This window comes from Paenibacillus sacheonensis, from assembly GCF_009909195.1.
In the GTDB taxonomy this organism is placed as follows: Bacteria; Bacillota; Bacilli; order Paenibacillales; family Paenibacillaceae; genus Paenibacillus_Z; species Paenibacillus_Z sacheonensis.
This window is the reverse complement of record NZ_JAAAMU010000005.1, coordinates 441,584-458,233: the sequence shown is the minus strand read 5'-3', so window position 1 is coordinate 458,233 and position 16,650 is coordinate 441,584. Positions and strand designations below refer to the sequence as shown.

At 58.1% G+C, this 16,650-nt stretch carries 18 protein-coding genes and 1 riboswitch; of the genes, 13 read left to right on the top strand and 5 right to left on the bottom strand.

The genetic code is table 11. From position 1 onward, the window contains the following. The first annotated feature begins 55 nt into the window (after positions 1 to 55). From GT003_RS12735 to GT003_RS12695, 9 genes are all read left to right on the top strand, one after another. A complete protein-coding gene (locus GT003_RS12735) occupies positions 56 to 898 on the top strand; it encodes an alpha/beta fold hydrolase (protein ID WP_239565972.1) in 843 nt (280 codons plus the stop codon). Between the two features lie 98 nt (positions 899 to 996). Then, the gene (locus GT003_RS12730; protein ID WP_161698094.1) at positions 997 to 1,650 is read left to right on the top strand and encodes a DUF6483 family protein; all 654 of its coding nucleotides are present in this window, start codon (positions 997 to 999) and stop codon (positions 1,648 to 1,650) included. A 45-nt stretch (positions 1,651 to 1,695) separates the two neighbouring features. Next, a complete protein-coding gene (locus GT003_RS12725) occupies positions 1,696 to 2,904 on the top strand; it encodes a class I SAM-dependent methyltransferase (RefSeq protein WP_420831466.1) in 1,209 nt (402 codons plus the stop codon). A 123-nt stretch (positions 2,905 to 3,027) separates the two neighbouring features. Then, complete coding sequence (locus GT003_RS12720; protein WP_161698092.1) at positions 3,028 to 4,692, top strand: histidine kinase N-terminal 7TM domain-containing diguanylate cyclase; 1,665 nt, start codon at positions 3,028 to 3,030, stop codon at positions 4,690 to 4,692. Between the two features lie 95 nt (positions 4,693 to 4,787). Beyond that, complete coding sequence (locus tag GT003_RS12715; RefSeq protein ID WP_161698090.1) at positions 4,788 to 5,402, top strand: GGDEF domain-containing protein; 615 nt, start codon at positions 4,788 to 4,790, stop codon at positions 5,400 to 5,402. 35 nt (positions 5,403 to 5,437) lie between these two features. Next, positions 5,438 to 6,520 (top strand): HD-GYP domain-containing protein, encoded by a 1,083-nt coding sequence (locus tag GT003_RS12710; RefSeq protein WP_161698088.1) that lies wholly within the window; start codon positions 5,438 to 5,440, stop codon positions 6,518 to 6,520. Positions 6,521 to 6,556: 36 nt separating this feature from the next. Then, a riboswitch (cyclic di-GMP riboswitch) is annotated at positions 6,557 to 6,649 on the top strand. Between the two features lie 86 nt (positions 6,650 to 6,735). Further along, the gene (locus GT003_RS12705; RefSeq protein WP_161698086.1) at positions 6,736 to 7,449 is read left to right on the top strand and encodes a PilZ domain-containing protein; all 714 of its coding nucleotides are present in this window, start codon (positions 6,736 to 6,738) and stop codon (positions 7,447 to 7,449) included. 326 nt (positions 7,450 to 7,775) lie between these two features. Continuing rightward, the gene (locus GT003_RS12700) at positions 7,776 to 9,839 is read left to right on the top strand and encodes an O-antigen ligase family protein (protein WP_161698084.1); all 2,064 of its coding nucleotides are present in this window, start codon (positions 7,776 to 7,778) and stop codon (positions 9,837 to 9,839) included. Between the two features lie 153 nt (positions 9,840 to 9,992). After that, entirely contained in the window at positions 9,993 to 10,349 is a 357-nt protein-coding gene (locus tag GT003_RS12695; RefSeq protein WP_161698082.1) for a hypothetical protein, read from the top strand. Here the strand turns inward: GT003_RS12695 and GT003_RS12690 are convergent. From GT003_RS12690 to GT003_RS12680, 3 genes are all read right to left on the bottom strand, one after another. After that, positions 10,339 to 10,512 (bottom strand): hypothetical protein, encoded by a 174-nt coding sequence (locus GT003_RS12690; RefSeq protein ID WP_161698080.1) that lies wholly within the window; start codon positions 10,510 to 10,512, stop codon positions 10,339 to 10,341. The two genes, GT003_RS12695 and GT003_RS12690, sit on opposite strands and share 11 nt — an antisense overlap. Continuing rightward, complete coding sequence (locus tag GT003_RS12685; RefSeq protein WP_161698078.1) at positions 10,509 to 10,826, bottom strand: dehydrogenase; 318 nt, start codon at positions 10,824 to 10,826, stop codon at positions 10,509 to 10,511. The genes GT003_RS12690 and GT003_RS12685 overlap by 4 nt, the downstream gene beginning before the upstream one ends. A gap of 130 nt (positions 10,827 to 10,956) precedes the next feature. Further along, on the bottom strand, positions 10,957 to 11,403 hold the full coding sequence (locus GT003_RS12680; RefSeq protein WP_161698076.1) for a cupredoxin domain-containing protein: 447 nt from the start codon (positions 11,401 to 11,403) through the stop codon (positions 10,957 to 10,959). 184 nt (positions 11,404 to 11,587) lie between these two features. Between GT003_RS12680 and uptA the strand changes: the two genes are divergently transcribed. From uptA to GT003_RS12660, 4 genes are all read left to right on the top strand, one after another. Continuing rightward, positions 11,588 to 12,196 carry an undecaprenyl phosphate transporter UptA gene (gene uptA, locus GT003_RS12675; protein WP_161698074.1) on the top strand — a complete coding sequence of 203 codons (609 nt, stop codon included), beginning with the start codon at positions 11,588 to 11,590 and terminating at the stop codon, positions 12,194 to 12,196. Between the two features lie 106 nt (positions 12,197 to 12,302). After that, a complete protein-coding gene (locus GT003_RS12670; RefSeq protein WP_161698072.1) occupies positions 12,303 to 12,869 on the top strand; it encodes a thioredoxin family protein in 567 nt (188 codons plus the stop codon). Positions 12,870 to 12,873: 4 nt separating this feature from the next. Continuing rightward, the gene (locus tag GT003_RS12665) at positions 12,874 to 13,506 is read left to right on the top strand and encodes an MBL fold metallo-hydrolase (RefSeq protein WP_161698070.1); all 633 of its coding nucleotides are present in this window, start codon (positions 12,874 to 12,876) and stop codon (positions 13,504 to 13,506) included. Between the two features lie 81 nt (positions 13,507 to 13,587). Further along, complete coding sequence (locus tag GT003_RS12660; protein WP_161698313.1) at positions 13,588 to 15,813, top strand: Tex family protein; 2,226 nt, start codon at positions 13,588 to 13,590, stop codon at positions 15,811 to 15,813. A gap of 190 nt (positions 15,814 to 16,003) precedes the next feature. Here GT003_RS12660 and cmpA read toward each other — a convergent pair whose 3' ends face one another. Continuing rightward, positions 16,004 to 16,138 (bottom strand): cortex morphogenetic protein CmpA, encoded by a 135-nt coding sequence (cmpA, locus tag GT003_RS12655; protein ID WP_161698068.1) that lies wholly within the window; start codon positions 16,136 to 16,138, stop codon positions 16,004 to 16,006. A gap of 114 nt (positions 16,139 to 16,252) precedes the next feature. Next, entirely contained in the window at positions 16,253 to 16,606 is a 354-nt protein-coding gene (locus GT003_RS12650; protein WP_161698066.1) for a hydrolase/acyltransferase, read from the bottom strand. Positions 16,607 to 16,650: the final 44 nt, after the last annotated feature.

Sequence of the window (16,650 nt, the reverse complement as noted above, 5' to 3'; positions counted from 1 at the left end):
TCGATATTCGCCTGCCGCGGAGCAGGCATTCCAGATACGAGAGGATGGGAATTTCATGACAACGGATCAACGTTCCATGGCTAACCTGACGCATAAGCTGTCAGACGGACAAACGATCGCATATTACGACTCGGGAGCCGGAGGTGCAGAGGGGGCAGGCAGCGTTATCGTATTGCTCCACGGCTTCTGCGGAAGCTCTTCTTACTGGGAGAAAGTAGTGCCGCAGTTGGAGACCGCCGGCCGGGTAATCGTTCCCGACTTGCGCGGACATGGCCGCAGCTCGGCGCCGCAGGCGCCCGTCTACGAGATGGAGGCGTTCGCTTCTGATCTCGCGCAGCTGCTGGAGCACTTGAACGTCGGCAAGATTCGCCTGATCGGCCATTCGCTTGGCGGATACGTCTCCTTAGCTTTCGCGGAGAAGCATCCTGATCGGCTGGCGTCTTTCGGCCTCGTGCATTCTACGGCTAAGCCGGACGGCGAAGAAGCGAAAGCCAACCGGGACAAAGCGGCCGGAACGCTGCGGGCGGACGGCATCGCATCCTTCGTAGAAGGCTTGGTTCCGAAGCTCTTCGCTCCCGCCCACCGCGAATCGATGGCGGACGAAGTGAAGCGCATCATCGAAGTTGGCCTTGGGACGGATGCGGAAGGCGCGGCTGCGACCGCGCTCGGCATGAAGGCGCGGCCCGACCGCACGAGCGTGCTCGATGGGTTGAGCGTGCCGCGTCTGCTGGTCGCGGGTTCGGAGGACGGCGTCATACCGCCGGCAAACACGTTTACGACGGACGGCCCGCAGGTTACGCAGTCGCTGCTGGAAGGCTGCGGACATATGAGCATGGTGGAAGCGCCGCAGCGGCTTGCCGCGGAAATTCTCGCTTTTTTGAACGGAACGGCAGCCTAAATCGTCGGATATCGAACATTTCACTGCACGGAACAGTCTATAGGCGTGGACGGTCAGCGCTTTGAACGGCATGGGATGCAACATGGGGAGGGACGTCGGTGGTGTTTCAACGGGATTTTTTCATGCGCATGATCGAGCAGATGGGGGAAGCCGCGGGTGTCATCATGGGTTTGCGGCAGCAGCGGAAGAACGAAGAGGCGCTCCTTGTCATCGATGATTTATTGGACCGGCAATTCCGGATGAACGGCAAGCTGATTCGACAGCTGTCGGATGCTGACCTCGTGCGGATGATGACGACGAACGGAGTCGTCGAAACGGCGAATTTGAGCGGCGTCGCGTTATTAATGAAAGAAGAAGCGTCGATCCTGAACGAGCTCGGCCGAACGGAGCAAGGCTATCCCATCCAATTGAAGGCCTTTCACCTGTTCATGCGGCTTGCGCTGCTCGACGCGCCGGCCATGCTGCGGACGCCGTCGGAAGAAGCGGCGGACCTGGCGCAGCAGCTGGACGGCTACGAGCTGCCCCGCGCGACGAAGCTTCTGATGTGGGAATGGCATGAAGGCGACAAGCGGTATGACGAGGCCGAGAACATCCTTCACGAGCTGCTCGAGGACGGCATGATTCCGCGCGAGGAAGCAGAAGAATTTTACCGCAGGCTGCTGCTTCTGCCGGACGAGTCGCTCGAGGCGGGGGGATTGCCCCGGGATGAAGTCATCGAGGGGCTGGAGCGAGTCAAACAGGATCGGGAATGAATGAACGGCGATTATTCAAGCGGTTTAGGAGCTGGAGGACAGAAGATGGACAGCGGCAAGGAACAATGGCAGATAGACATGGAGCAGTGGGTATCGGAAGGACGGCTGAAGGGAGCGACATTCAGTCAGCTTCGCCGCAAAGACGGCGATGTTCCGTCCAAGACGGTCATCCGGCCCGTCGAGCTCAGAGGCGCGCTCCACTATCAATTTCAATATTATCGCGATAATAAAGTCACGCACGAGAACGTTCCGCGGGAGCAGGCGGCGGATCGCATGACGGAGTGGCTCGCTTCGAACTATCGTCAGGCGCTTATCCGGACCGACGATGCAGACGTACAGGTGCTCTTCTCCAAGAAAGGCAAGGCCGCAGTGCTCAGCAAGCCGGCGGCGCAGTCCGCTGCCGGCAAGAACGAGACGCTCGCCCATAACCGGCAGAAGCAGCGCGTCGTGCAGGAGGGGGAAGCGGCGCCGTTCCTCGTGGAGCTCGGCATTATGACGAAGGACGGCCAGGTCGCCGCGAAGAAGCAGGACAAGTTTCGCCAAATCAACCGATTTCTCGAGATGGTCGCAGACGTGCTTCCGCATCTGCCGGCAGACCGCGAAATCACGATCGTCGATTTCGGCTGCGGCAAATCCTATTTGACCTTCGCGCTTTATCATCTGCTCGCCGTGCAGCAGGGCAGGCGCATTTCCGTCGTCGGCCTGGACTTGAAGGCCGACGTGATCGCTTTCTGCTCGGAGCTCGCGAAGAAGCTCGGTTACGACAATCTTCGTTTTCAAGTCGGGGATATCGCGGATTACAAGGACCAATCCCGCGTCGATATGGTCGTAACGCTTCATGCCTGCGATACGGCGACGGATGCCGCGCTGGTCAAAGCGATCGAATGGGGGGCGTCGGTCATTCTATCCGTGCCCTGCTGCCAGCATGAACTCTTCAAACAAATTACGAACGAGACCATGAAGCCCCTGCTGTCGCATGGGCTCTTGAAGGAGCGCTTCTCCGCGCTCGCGACGGACGCCATCCGCGCACAGCTGCTGGAGGTGCTCGGTTACCGCACGCAGCTGCTGGAATTCATCGACCCGGAGCATACACCGAAGAACATGCTCATCCGCGCCGTCCGAACGGCGGGAGGCGGCGATGCCGCGCGCAAATGGCAGGAATACGCAGCTTTCCGGGATATGCTGCAGGTGTCGCCGTACTTGGAACGGGCACTCGAACAACGGCTTAAGAAAGCCGCGGGGGATGTTAAATAAGATAACAACAATTGTTGTCGAATATCTGAACAGTGTGTTAGAATGGAAGAGCAAATGACAGATTGTCCCAGGTCTTTTTTCATAGACAACTTTCTAGTGATTTGGGTGGAGCACATGGGACTTATGACGGGTATAGATTTGGGCTTGCTGGCAAGCTTGTTCGCCATCTTCATCTATGTATTTATCAAGCACGTTATCTCTGCGCAATATAAAGTCTATCTGTTCTTCCACTTCTTCATGATGATTTGGCCGGTCGGCCAGATCGGCGTCCACACGACAGAACAACCACACCTACAGATTGCCTATATTACTCTATCCTTTGTCGGTTTATCGATGCTCGGTTTCGGGTGGCTGCTATTCGCCAAATTCCTCGTGAGCGGCTCGTATTACAAGCCAAACCGCAGCACCGTGCTGTTGCTGCTCGCGCCGTCGATTCTGTTATCGGCCGCCATGATTTGGAATCCGTCGCATGCATTCGTTGCTCCGGTTCATGGCAGCTACGAGGAACGCGTGTACGGACCTGTTTTTTGGAGCATGATCCTGCTTCTGATTACTTACTTCGTTTATTCGGTTCAGCTCCTATGGCGCAAGGCCCGCCTGCTGTCGGACCGAACGGACAAGGCTCGGCTAGTGAATGCGCTTGCCGGCATCATCATTGTGTTTGCGCTTCCGGTCGTCGATTTGACCGTCAACGTTATCCTGGATCCATGGCTTCCGGTCATCCCGGGCATTACGTCCTTCGGCATCCTGTTGTCGGATATTTTCTTCTTGACCTCGCTGCAGAAGCACCGTTCATTCGATCTTGTCCGAATCGCCCAGCAGGATGTCGTGGACACGCTGTCGGTCGGCATTATCGTTCTGGACGAGCACGATGTCGTGATCGAGGTGAACCGAAACGTATGCCCCAAGCTCGGGATCGCGCTTTGGAAACCTATAAATTTGACGGCGATTCTGAGTGCGCATGCGCTTCAACCGGAAGCGGGAGAAGCATTCTTGCTCGAATTCCGCGGGCATGCTTCCAAGCGTTTGCATACGGAGCTGGCCATCGAATTGCCGAATGAACCGAAGCAATATCTATCGCTTCATACGGCCCCGATCCTAATCGGCGGCAGCTTGAAGGGCAGAGTCATTACGCTGCAGGATATCACGGAGCTGAAATCGCATGTTTTGAAGTCTCAGGAGCAGAACAACTCGCTTCAAGAACGAAACCGGGCGTTGATCTACATGCAGGACGAGCTGTTTCAGGCCAACCGCAAGCTCGAACAGATGGCGGTGACCGACAGCTTGACCGGGTGCTTTAACCGCCGGTTTCTGATGCAGCAGCTCGAGCACGAGGTGCAGACGAATTTGCGGTACAGGATTCCGTTTGCGATTCTTTTGTTCGATATCGATTTGTTCAAGCACGTGAACGACAACTATGGGCATCTTGTCGGGGACGAGGTCATCAAGCGCACGGCGGAGGCGGTGCGCGGGGCTCTCCGGCGTACCGATATCCTGGCCAGATACGGCGGCGAAGAGTTTACCGTGTATTTGCCGCATACGTCCAAGGAGCAAGCCGAGATGCTGGCGCAGCGCATCCGCGAAGTAGTGGAATCCAACGAGATTCCGGCGGGGCGCGGCCGAGCACCGATATCCGTGACGATCAGCATGGGCATGCATGTTGTCGAAGAACAGACCGACATTCAGATTGCCGACGTCAAGTCATACCTCAGGGACTTGTTCACCAAAATCGATACGGCGCTGTACCGGGCCAAGCATAACGGACGGAACCGAGTCGTTAATCATTGATTGGAAAGGGGATCAGCGAATTGTCAACGAACGGACGAATACTTGCATCTGCCTCGGCATTGGGAATGACAGCGGCCGCAGCAGGCCTGTGCTATATGGCATCCAGTCAAGGACATTTGCTGCTACCCGTCCAGCTAGGACTCGCCGCCTTGGCGGCAGCCGCGTTCCCGGGGGCTTGGCTTGCTGGCCGCAGCTACGATCGCTTGCGGTTCGAGGCAACGACCGACAGCCTCACGGGCGCCTACAACCGGCGATTCATCGAAGCGACGTTCAAGAAGCTGCTTCGGAAGGCGGCCCGCAGACGCAAGCGCATGACGGTAATCATGCTGGACGTCAACGATTTCAAAGAAGTAAACGACCGCTTCGGCCACCATCAAGGCGATACGGCACTCGCCTTGATCGCAGATACGCTGAGGTCCTGCTCCGAGCGCGGCGAGTTCGTAGGCAGGTGGGGCGGAGACGAGTTTATCTTGATTTGTCCCTATGCCGACGACAAAGGAATTGAACGGATCACGAAGCGAATTCACGAACAGCTGCTTGGCATTTCCAGACGAATCGGGCTTCGATTATCGGTATCGATCGGTTATGCGGTTTTTCCGGATCAAGGAAAAGACCTAAGCCAATTGACCTATACGGCCGATAAAAACATGTATGCGGACAAATATATGTGCAAGATGCAAGATTCCGAACCGGCAGCGCTGCAGGCATGAATCAATGAGCACGCGACAAAGGCGGGAGAACATCCATGAGAAAAACTAACATCCACTCCGTTGCTCCGGGAGAAAAGCTTGCCCGCCCTATTTTACAGGAAAATGGAAACGTATTGCTCGGTGCGGGCGTTGAGCTGAATCAACGATTCATCGACAGATTGATGGGGCTCGGCATTGATGTGCTGTTCGTCGACGACCCGCTGACGGAGGGCTTGGAGCCGACATCGGCCATCCAGGACGACACGAGGAAGCGGGCGTCGGATGCCATTTACAAAACGATGAGCACCCTTCGGGATCAGCCGGTCATGAAGGGCCGGACGATCGCGCCGGAGCTCGGAAGAACCTTTCGAAAGGTATTCGGAGATATTCTGCAGGATCTTGTCGGCCGAGAAGAGTTGATGGTCAACTTGACGAACATTCATGTCGCCGACAGCTATTTGTTCCATCATTCGCTCAACGTCGCTATTCTAGCAGGTATCATGGGGCTCGCCAAAGGGTATAATCGAAATCAACTGGAAGAACTCGGAATGGGCGCGCTGCTGTTCGACGTCGGCATGACCCGAATTCCGAAGGAGCTGCTTCAGAAGTCCGGCGTCTACACGAAGGACGAACGAGCGCAGATGGAGAGGCACACGGAAGAAGGTTTCAACATTATCCGTGCGCAGCACGATATTTCGCTCCTCTCGGCCCACTGCGCGCTTCAGCATCACGAACGCTATAACGGCTCCGGTTATCCGCGGCGGCTGCAGCGAGACGAGATTCATGAGTACGCGCAGATCGTCAGCATCGCCGACGTATACGACGCGTTGACCTCCACGAGACCGCATCGAAAGCGATTCACGCCCTCGGAAGCGATCGAGTTCCTGTTTGCGGCGGGCAACACGTACTTCGATTTGGACATGATCAAAGTTTTTTGCAGGCATATCTCGATTTATCCCGTATCGACAACGGTACTGCTGAATACCGGGCAGATCGCCGTCGTAGCGCTCAACAATCCGCTCGCCGTCCATCGGCCGATCGTGCGCATCATCCGGGAACGAGACGGAACGCCTCCTTCGCCGGCCTATCAAATCGATCTGAAAGACGAACAAAGCCTAATGATCGTCAAAGAAGTGTAAGTCGTCCAATCCGACCGTCATCCACAACTTCATAGACATCGATACTGGCAAACTTGCCGAAAGGCAAGGACGCAAAGCCAAAGGGTCTAAGGTCCGTTACGACGGATAACTGACAGCCTGGCTGCCGAAATGTGCCCCGGCTTTGGCCTGGGTTCGAGAAGCGGCTCCAGTGATTGGGAAGCGCTTTTTTTCATTTATGAAGGAGGAATCGGAGAATGGCAGGAGGAACCAAGACTAGGGCCCATGAGTTGTACGGCAGCGATAAGGCGAAATTCTCGATTAAATCCCTGCTTCACAGCCGTACGGTCGTCGAGAAGGACGGGTATGTATCTACCGGCATACTGACGCATGCGGAAGGCGACATGATGGAAATCGAGCTGACGGAGTTCAAACAGTTCGAACTCGGCGACCCGGTCAACTTGACGCTGTACACGCCGGTCGGCATTCATCGGCTGCGTTCCTCGGTCATTGCCAAGGCTAGCGGCGCACTTGCCGTGCTCTTCCCGGAACGCTCGCTCGTCGGACTGGAAGAAAGGCGCGAATCTCCGCGGGTGGACGCTGCCGTGCGCGGAACGCTGAAGTATAAGCAGTCGCGCGAGGTCTCGGTACGGGACGAGCTGCTTACGTTCGAAGCGGAAGAGGACTTCGAGCTGGTGACGCGCAATCTCAGTAACTCCGGTGTCGCTTTTCAACTGGCATTCGGACCGCGTCTTCACATCGGACAGATCATCGATGTCTCGCTTGAACTGGAAACGGCCTTTCATTGCCAGCTGGAAATCATCCGCCGGGACGAGAACGCGCAAAGGGAGACGTTTGGCGCCCGATTCCTGGAACTGAATGAACAGCAGCGCCGCGCTTTGCGTGCATTTCTCATCCGCGAGCAGGTTGGCGCTTATTTTCGGCATAAGCAGCTCAATGCGAAGCGATAGAGAGCTGGTCGAAACGGGCGGCATGCAATGAAAACATGCTGAAAACAGGTTGAAGCCCTAATAAACATCCTAATAAACATCATGATGAATCTACTTTTATGGAGTCCATAAGATATGAAGGAAGACGCCCGACCGGAGAACCGGCGGCGTCTTCCTTTTTTGAACCTTTGGCCGGAAGCAGCGCCGCGGTATCGAGAGACATGCACCTCATGTGCTACATGGGTTGAAATTTGGCTCGTAGGCGCAAGAGGCACACCCGCGGTGCTGCTTTTGCCGGATGGGTGTAAGAACGAGAATATCAGGTTAACCGAGGGATGGTTACTGAAATGCGGAAGAAGTACGTGCTGGGCACTGGTTCATGCATGACGGCAATGATGATGATGGGAGCGGCTTATCGCCGCGGCATGTTTTTTGACGAGTCGTTTTATAAATGGGAGTGGGCGATCTGCATCGGTGCGCTATCTGCGGTCGGCGTGGTACTCCTTCATAATCGACGCCGTCGGGAAGAGAGCCGAATGAGGGGGATGCTGCATCCGGCCGTAATTGGCTCGCTGATGGCTGCGCTCCTATATGGGTCCACGCTGCTGCATGACCCGGTATCCGTGCTGGGCAGCCTGAAGCAGGCGCTGCGGTATTTCACGTATGCGGCGTTTGCGCTGCTTTTGCAGCTGTTCTTTGGTTCGCCGGAGAAACGCGCAGGATTGTCGGCCGCGCTGCAGGCATCGGGGATGGCGGTAGCTGGCTGCGCCTTAGCGGGATGGATGGGTGCGCTGTCCTTTCCGTCTATGATCATGACGACCGAGGATGGGAGATTGTCCGCAGTCGGTGCGCGGCTGGCGGGCTTCGTGCAGTATCCGAACTTCCTGGGTGCGGTTGCCGCCGCTTATCTCGTGTGGTCGGGGCTTCTTCTGCTGCGCGCGGATACATACAAGCGCCTCATGTTGGCCTCGATCGGCGCCGTACCTTATCTGCTGGTGTGTCTGCTGACAGAGTCCAGAGGCGCATGGCTGGCCGCGGCTATTGCGTGGCTGACGGGCTTCGCGATGTTGCGAGGCAAGGAGCGCTGCGCCTGGGCGCTCTACGGCGGCTGGACGCTGGTATGCGGCAGCGCCGCTTACAGGGCCGTGGTCGGTGCCGGACTGCGCGGCAGGCATGATGGCACCGGCGGCGGGGCGAACGCTCAGGAATGGCTGCTGCTGCTGTTGATCATCTGTGCCGCGCCGCTTGGATTTCTGGGGATCCGCATGCTGATGGATAGGAGCGGGAAAGGCCGGCTTAAGGGAATAGCTTGGGCTTGCGGAAGCGCCGCTGCCCTTGTGTCAGTAGCCTTGCTTCCGGAAACGATCTTCGGTCGTCTTGGAGGATTCGGCGGCGATGCTTATTCGACTGCCGGCGCAAGGAGGTTGTTCTACCGCGACGCGTGGAAGCTGGTCCGCGAGGCGCCGCTGCTTGGCCGAGGCGGCGACGCCTGGCCGAATTTATTTACGAGCGTGCAGTCTCAGCCCTATGTCGGCAACGAAGTGCACAGCGGCATCCTGGAGCTGTTGCTGGACTTGGGCGCGGTCGGTCTGATAGCCGGTATTGCCGTCATCGTCATTATCCTGCGGGCCGTGTGGATTCGCGAACGTATGGGGCTGCTCCCGATCGGCGTGCTGTTGATGCACGCGCTGATCGATTTTGATCTATCCTTCGGTTATGATTGGCTACTGCTCCTAAGCTGGATTGTGTATTATTCGAGCGGGGGAGCGCTGCGCGAGGGAGGAGGGGTTGGCCGCGAGGTCATCCGCGGCCGGATTGCCGCGGGCGTTCGGGCCGGGGCGCTGGCCTCGGCCGCCCTTTGCTTCGCCGCCGCCGCCGTGCTCGGCTGGCGGCTCGCCGCTGCCGTGCAGCACCGGGAGACGGCCGCTGCCGTCTCCGGCGCCGCGCGCACGGCCGCGCTCCGCGCGGCGCTCGATGCGAATCCGTACTGGAGCCGGATTCGCATCGAGCTGGCCGTGCAAGCGCCGCCGCCGGAACGGGCGGCGCTGCTCGCGGCCGGACTGCGCTGGGAGCCGCAGTCCGTGCCGCTGCTGTGGGCGCTCGGCCGGGAAGCCGCCGAGCGCGAAGATGTCCGCGGCGCCGCAGGCTGGATGCGCCGCGCGCTGGACCGTGACCGCTTCGACCGGGCGAAGCAGACGGAAGCGGTCACTACGATGGCCCGGCTCGCGCAGAACCTGCGAGCCGCGTCCCGCCCGGAAGAAGCGCGGCTCGCAGCTGACGCCGCCGAAGCCTTCTTCGCTTCCTATGAAGCGCTGGACCGCCGGTACGACGCGAACGGCCGCCGGTTCGAAGTGTCCGCGGCCGCCAAAACCGCCGCGGAACAAATCCGGTTGCTTGCGTCCAAACAGTAATCGGCCTTTAACCGCCTTCATTTCGTGCGGGCATATGCCCAATCGCCAAGACCTCTACAAGCCAAGAATAGGCGGAGAAATCAGGAGGATTGTCCAGTCCAGCGAATGGCTTGCGGCATAAGCTGTAGGAATTCGCTGGAAGGAGTGATGGTAATGGCAGTTGCACGCGTAAAACCCCAATTAGGCGCACGGAGCACCGGTAAAGTCATCAAACGCGCGGTTCCGCGTACGCTGGTCAAACAAACGGGCCCGATCTTCAGTCGTCTGACGGTCGTCTGGGTAGCCAATAACGGCGTGCCATTCGATACGGCCGGCTTCTTCGCCCGTCTGATCCGCAACAATCGAGTCGTGGCTACGGCATCCTTTGACCGCTTCGGCGTCGTGCGGTTCAATAACATCCGTACGTTAACGAACGTGTCGTATACGATTCAAGCGTTTAATGCGAACGGCGTCTTGTTCCGTTCGCGCTTCATCCCGGCCGGCGTCGAAACGTTCGCGATCATCGGCTGACCTCTTGCATACCCCTCACTAACGACAACGGCAGCACGGCTCTCTCGAAGAAGAGCTGTGCTGCCGTTCTGCGTTCCGCGATTCGTTCGGCAGCATGCTCGGCGACCGCGCGAAGCATCTGCTTCGTTCCTTGACGCGGCGTCCGCGTATGCAAGGCAATCATCCGCCGAAAGCATCCCGGAACGACTTGCGGAGCCGATCCTGATCGACTTCCCACAAGGAGGCGATTTCGCCGCTCACGTTCTCGTCCCACCAGTCGGACAGCAGCTTGCGGTTGCTGGCATTCTCGTGGATCCACTGCAGGTTCAGGAATACCTTTTGGACGTAGAGCTTCTCGGCAAGCTCGACTTTTTCTTTCGGGATATAGACGCCGAGCCGTTTAATGGTACGGTACAGCTCGTTCTCGCAGGCGCGTTTGATTTTGCGCGCGCTGGGGAAGGAGGATGAGTGCTTCTGGGTAGATGCGGCAGGCTTCATCGTTACCGACTCCTCTCTACCCCTATATATGCGCCCTCCGTGCCTCAGGTCACTGCGTACCCCTTATGCGTTTGCGCCTCGCCGGCTGACCCTCACGACCCCCGTTCCCGCGCATGATGCCGGCGTCTCCCTATAAAACGGTAATATAGCCAACCATCGGCCCGCCGTTCGCGAGCGACGTATGCGTCAAGCATTCGATGGCGAACGTTCCGCGCCGGTCTGCCGTAAAATGCACGACCGTCGTTTGTCCCTTATTCACTTCTCCCTTAATGCCCAGCTCCTGGATGATGAACGGGTGAGAGCCGCCGTTCACGCCGGCGATTCGCAGCTCCACGGACGCTCCTTTATGCACGACGATAGACGCGGGGTCCCAGCGATAGACTTCCAGCTCTTTGCCGTCCGAAGTCGTCGTCTTGAATTCCCCGGTCACCAGCTGGAAAACCTGCATTTCCTTCGGTGCGGTCATCGCCGCGCGCGACTGGTTCCAGCGCAGGCAGACGGCGGTAAAAACGATGAGCAGCAGCAGCAGGTAAATCAGGCGCAGCTGTTTTTTGCTGACGACGAAAATATTGGACATCCGCTTCACCTTCCTTTTCGGACAAGGATTAGTTACTGCAAGTCTATGCGCGGGCTTGGCTCGCAATGACCAAGCCTTGAGGGCGTTCGGGCTGGAGGCATGTCTGCAAGTATGCTAGAATACCCTAAGAGAGAGATAGAATTCCTTGGCAGTGTCCGTACTAGAGATGAATAGGAGATGAAGAATGAGCTGGTTTCATGATCTGGTCAATGCGTTACTGGAATGGATTGAAGGCCTTGGCTATTTCGGCATTATGATCGGTTTGATGATTGAAGTCATTCCGAGCGAGATCGTCCTCGGCTATGCGGGCTATCTCGTGTCTCAGCACGAGGTATCGCTGGAGGGCGCGCTGCTGTTCGGCTTCATCGGCGCCGTGGCGCAGCAGTGGATCCTGTACGGCATCGGGCGCTTCGCGGGCAGGCCGTTCTTCGAGAAATACGGCAAATTCATCAAAATCAAGCCGAAGCATCTCGATATCGCCGATAAATGGTTCGAGCGTTACGGCAACGGCATCGTCTTCACTGCCCGTTTCGTGCCTGTCATGCGCCAGGTCATCTCGATTCCGGCGGGAATCGCGCGCATGTCGTTCTGGCGGTTCACCGCGTTGACGGGCCTTGCATCCATTCCATGGGTCGTGCTCTTTGTCCTGCTCGGCCGTTCCTTGGGCGAGAATTGGGAAGACATCGACGACAAAGCAGCGCCGTACGTGCAGCCGGCCATTCTGATCGCCATTGCGCTTCTGATCATATATGTCGTGTACATGGTGCTCAAACGCCGCGGGAAATCGATCTAGACGTTTCGTTTGTGCGCACCGCGGCGGGTTTGATACAATTGAAATCTAAACATACCGCGAACGCATGATACCGCCTGCATAGGCGTAACTTGGGAGGTCCTTAACGATGGGTAAAAATGTAGCGAACAAGCTCGGCAAGGGAATCGGCCCGCAGCAATTTATCGATGCCATGACGAAGAACCAAGAGGCGTTCCGGGATTGGGGCAGCCGGTTTGAATGGGCGAACGCGGAGGACCGCGAGTTCTTCGAATCCATTAACAACCGCGACGATCTTCGCTGCGTGATCATCGCCGCGGATTGGTGCGGCGACGTCGTCCGCAACGTTCCGGTCGTATTCAAGGCATTGGAAGCAACCGGCATGCCGGTCGAAGTGCTTATCATGGAGCAGCATCTCGACACGATGGACGAGTTTCTGACGCTTGGCGGCCGTTCGATCCCGGTCGTGCTGATCGTCGATACGGGCGGCGCCGTGCTTGGCCAATGGGGACCGCGCCCGACGTACATACAGGAACCGATGGCTGCGTTCAAGCAGGCGAATACCGACCGCGATGCCGCGGATTATCAGGAGAACCTGACGGCAGCCCGCCAGGAAATCGGCCGCCGCTACGGCGAAGGCACGGGGTACCAGCAGTTGATCGTAGACGAGCTCCGCACGCTGCTGGCTTCCGTATAATCCGATGCGTATCGAGACGTTTACCCTTGGACCGCTGCAAACGAATTGTTACCTCGTTACCGAGGACGAAGGCAAGCGCGCATTCGTGGTCGATCCCGGCATGGGGCCCAAACGCCTGATCGAGCGGATCCGCGAGCGCGGCCTTGCAATGGAAGCGATCGTGCTGACGCATGCGCATTTCGATCATATGGGCGGCGTCGAAGAGATGAGGCAGGCATTCGGCTGCCCGGTCTACCTGCATGACGAAGAGGCCGACTGGCTGGAGGACGCGCGCAAGAACGGCTCGGCCCGCTGGTCGGACGTGACGGCGCCGCTGACGACGGCTCCTGCGGAGTATGCGCTCTCGGAGGGCCAGAAGCTGGAGCTGATCGGCCATACGTTCCGGGTGATGCATACGCCGGGCCATTCGCCAGGCAGCGTCAGCCTATTATGCGGCGGGCATCTGATCAGCGGCGACGTGCTGTTCAAGCTGTCGGTGGGCCGTACCGATCTGCCTGGCGGCAAGGAGCGCGACCTGTTCGACTCCATTCGGACGAAGCTCTATAAGCTGGATCCGTCGGTTCGGGTTTATCCCGGCCATGGCCCGCAGACGACAATCGGATTTGAAATGGCAAACAACCCTTACGTGCCGGCTTAATGCCGGTACGAAGGGTTCTATTCGTTATGATGGAGGAATGACATCGTGGCTGAGACGAAGCAGCGGTTGAAGGACGAAGAGATGGACGGACCCTCGGGCAAGATCGAGTTGACGCCGGAAGAACAGGCCGCGGAGCAAGCTGTCATCGTGAAGCGGGTGTCGGCGGAGCTGAACCTGCCGCACGGCAAAGTGAAATCGGCGGTGTCGCTGCTGGACGAAGGCAACACGATTCCGTTCATCGCCCGTTACCGGAAGGAAATGACCGGCGAGCTGGACGAGAACGAGCTGCGCGCGATCGAAGAGAAGCTGCAGTATATGCGCAGCTTGGAGGCGCGCAAACGCGAAGTGATCCGGCTCATCGACGAGCAGGGCAAGCTGACGGAAGAGCTGCGGGTCTCCATAGTCGGCGCGGTAAAGCTGCAGGAAATCGAAGATTTATATCGGCCGTATCGTCAGAAACGCAAAACGCGGGCCAGCGTTGCCCGCGAGAGAGGGCTCGAGCCGCTGGCGCAGTGGCTGCTTGCCCAGCCGCGGCAGGGCGAACCGCTTCGGGAGGCCGCCAACTATATCGATGCCGGCAAAGGCGTGGAGACCGCAGACGACGCGCTGCGCGGCGCGATGGACATCATCGCCGAGCAGCTTGCGGACGATGCGAAGACGCGAGCTTGGGTTCGGCGTTACACCTTCGACCACGGCATCTTGCGCACGGAAGCGAAGGATGCCGCGCAGGAGACCGTATACGAGATGTATTACAACTACCAAGAGCCGCTCAAGAAGCTGCCGCCGCATCGTATTTTGGCGATCAACCGGGCCGAGCGCGAGGATGTGCTGCGGGTATCGCTGGATCTGACATCCGACAAGATCCATGATTACATGGATCGCCAGCTGCTTCGCGTGGGCACGGCTCCAGGCGTTCGCTCCGTGCTGCTTGCCACGATCGAGGATGCGTACAAGCGTCTCATCGCGCCGTCCATCGAACGCGAGGTGCGCGGGGAATTGACGGAGAAGGCGGAGGAACACGCCATCTCGATCTTCTCGACGAATTTGCGCAATTTGCTGCTGCAGCCTCCGGTACGGGGCAACGTCGTGCTTGGCGTCGATCCTGCTTTCCGGACCGGCTGCAAGCTCGCGGTCATCGACGAGACGGGCAAGCTGCTGGAAGTGGCCGTTTCCTATCCGACGCCGCCGAACAACAAAGTGGCCGAGGCGGAGAAGCTCATCAACGGACTGATCGACCGCTACCGGGTCGAACTTATCGTGATCGGCAACGGCACCGCCTCGCGGGAGACGGAGCAGTTCATCGCAAGCCTGATCGGCAAACGCAAGGCGGACAAGCTGGCCGGCGCAGGCGAGCTCAAATACATCATTGTTAATGAAGCGGGAGCGAGCGTCTATTCGGCATCCAAGCTGGCGGCCGAAGAGTTTCCGAAGCTTGACGTCGCTGAGCGCAGCGCCGTATCCATTGCCAGAAGGCTGCAGGATCCGCTGGCCGAGCTCGTCAAGATCGAGCCGAAAGCGATCGGCGTCGGCCAATATCAGCATGACGTCAGCCAGAAACGGCTCGAGGAGACTCTCGGCGGCGTCGTGGAGTCGGCGGTAAACCATGTCGGCGTAGACGTCAACACGGCTTCGCCGTCGCTGCTGTCTTACGTGGCGGGCATCAATGCGACGACGGCGAAGAATATCGTGAAATTCCGCGAGGAGACAGGGATCTTCAAGGACCGCAAAATGCTGCAGAAGGTTCCGCGCCTCGGCGCCAAGACGTACGAGCAGTGCATCGGCTTCATCCGCGTGCTCGAGAGCAGCAATCCGCTCGATCGGACGCCGATCCATCCGGAGTCCTACGCCGTCGTGGACAAGCTGTGCGGCATTCTGGGCTTGAAGCTGAATCAGCTCGGCAGCGAAGCGTTCCGGGCCGCGCTGTTGGCGATCGAGACGGACAACGTGGCCGCCCAGCTCGGCGTCGGTGTACCGACACTGCGCGACATCGTCGACAGCCTGCTTCGTCCGGGCCGCGATCCGCGCGAGGAGCTGCCCGCGCCGATCTTCCATACCGACGTTCTCAGCATCGAAGATCTGACGCCGGGCATGGAGCTGCAGGGCACGGTGAGGAACGTCATCGACTTCGGGGCGTTCGTCGATATCGGCATCAAGAATGACGGACTCGTACACATTTCGCAGCTGAGCGGCAAATTCGTCAAACATCCGATGGACGTTGTTTCCGTCGGCGATACCGTCACGGTCTGGGTGCTCGGCGTGGACGCGAAGAAAGGCAGAGTCAGCCTCACGATGCGAAAGCCGGGCTGATTCGACGGCTGCCTGCAGCCGTTAAGATGCGGTAGACGTCTAGAGCGCGGCAGACGTCGAAAAGGGTGTTATCTCCGAGCAGTCGCGTGGAAACGTCACTGCAAAGAGATAGCACCCTTTTATGTTGGGATAGCTGCTGTATACTAAGTTCGTTATACTTTTAAGGTCGCTGCAATTACGGGTTGCGTTCCTATAAAGTCACGGGGTCGTCGCCATGATGTTGACGAGTACGATAGAAATACCAGCAGTCGTTCAGCAGTCGGATCTGCCGGCGGTCTTTCTTCAAGTAAGCGCGCATCAGTTGGTTGCACAGCCATTGCGGCATCGCTTTCGCCCTCCTTCCAGACATCGCTTGTTGTACTAAGTAGTGTATGGAAGTAGGCGAATGTCCGTGCAGGTCCAACTGACATTTCATGCGGTTTCGCCGCTTATTAACGCTTTACATGTCGTATTCTTCTTCATACCATTGCTCGAGCTGCGCCTGCAAGGCGCGGATTTCGGTCAGCAGCGAGATCAGCGGGTATGTTTTCTCTTCGATGCCCGCAAAATCCCGCTCCAGCTGGTTCAAGTACGCCAGGCCGGAATGGACGACGATCGACTTGTCGTGCAGCTCGACATCCGCGCATTCCGCGATCGCATGCGGAAGCGCGGGAACATGGCTGGCCGTCAGCTTGTCGATTTCTTTGTGCAGGCGCAAGTTCAATGCGCTCAGCTGGTAAGCATGCGAAGCAGGCATTTCGACGAACGAAACCTCCTGATCGCTTTTCATAATAATGTATCGCATAATTGCCATGCTTAACGTCTCCCTTCATGAATATCCGATGAATACCTCTTGAC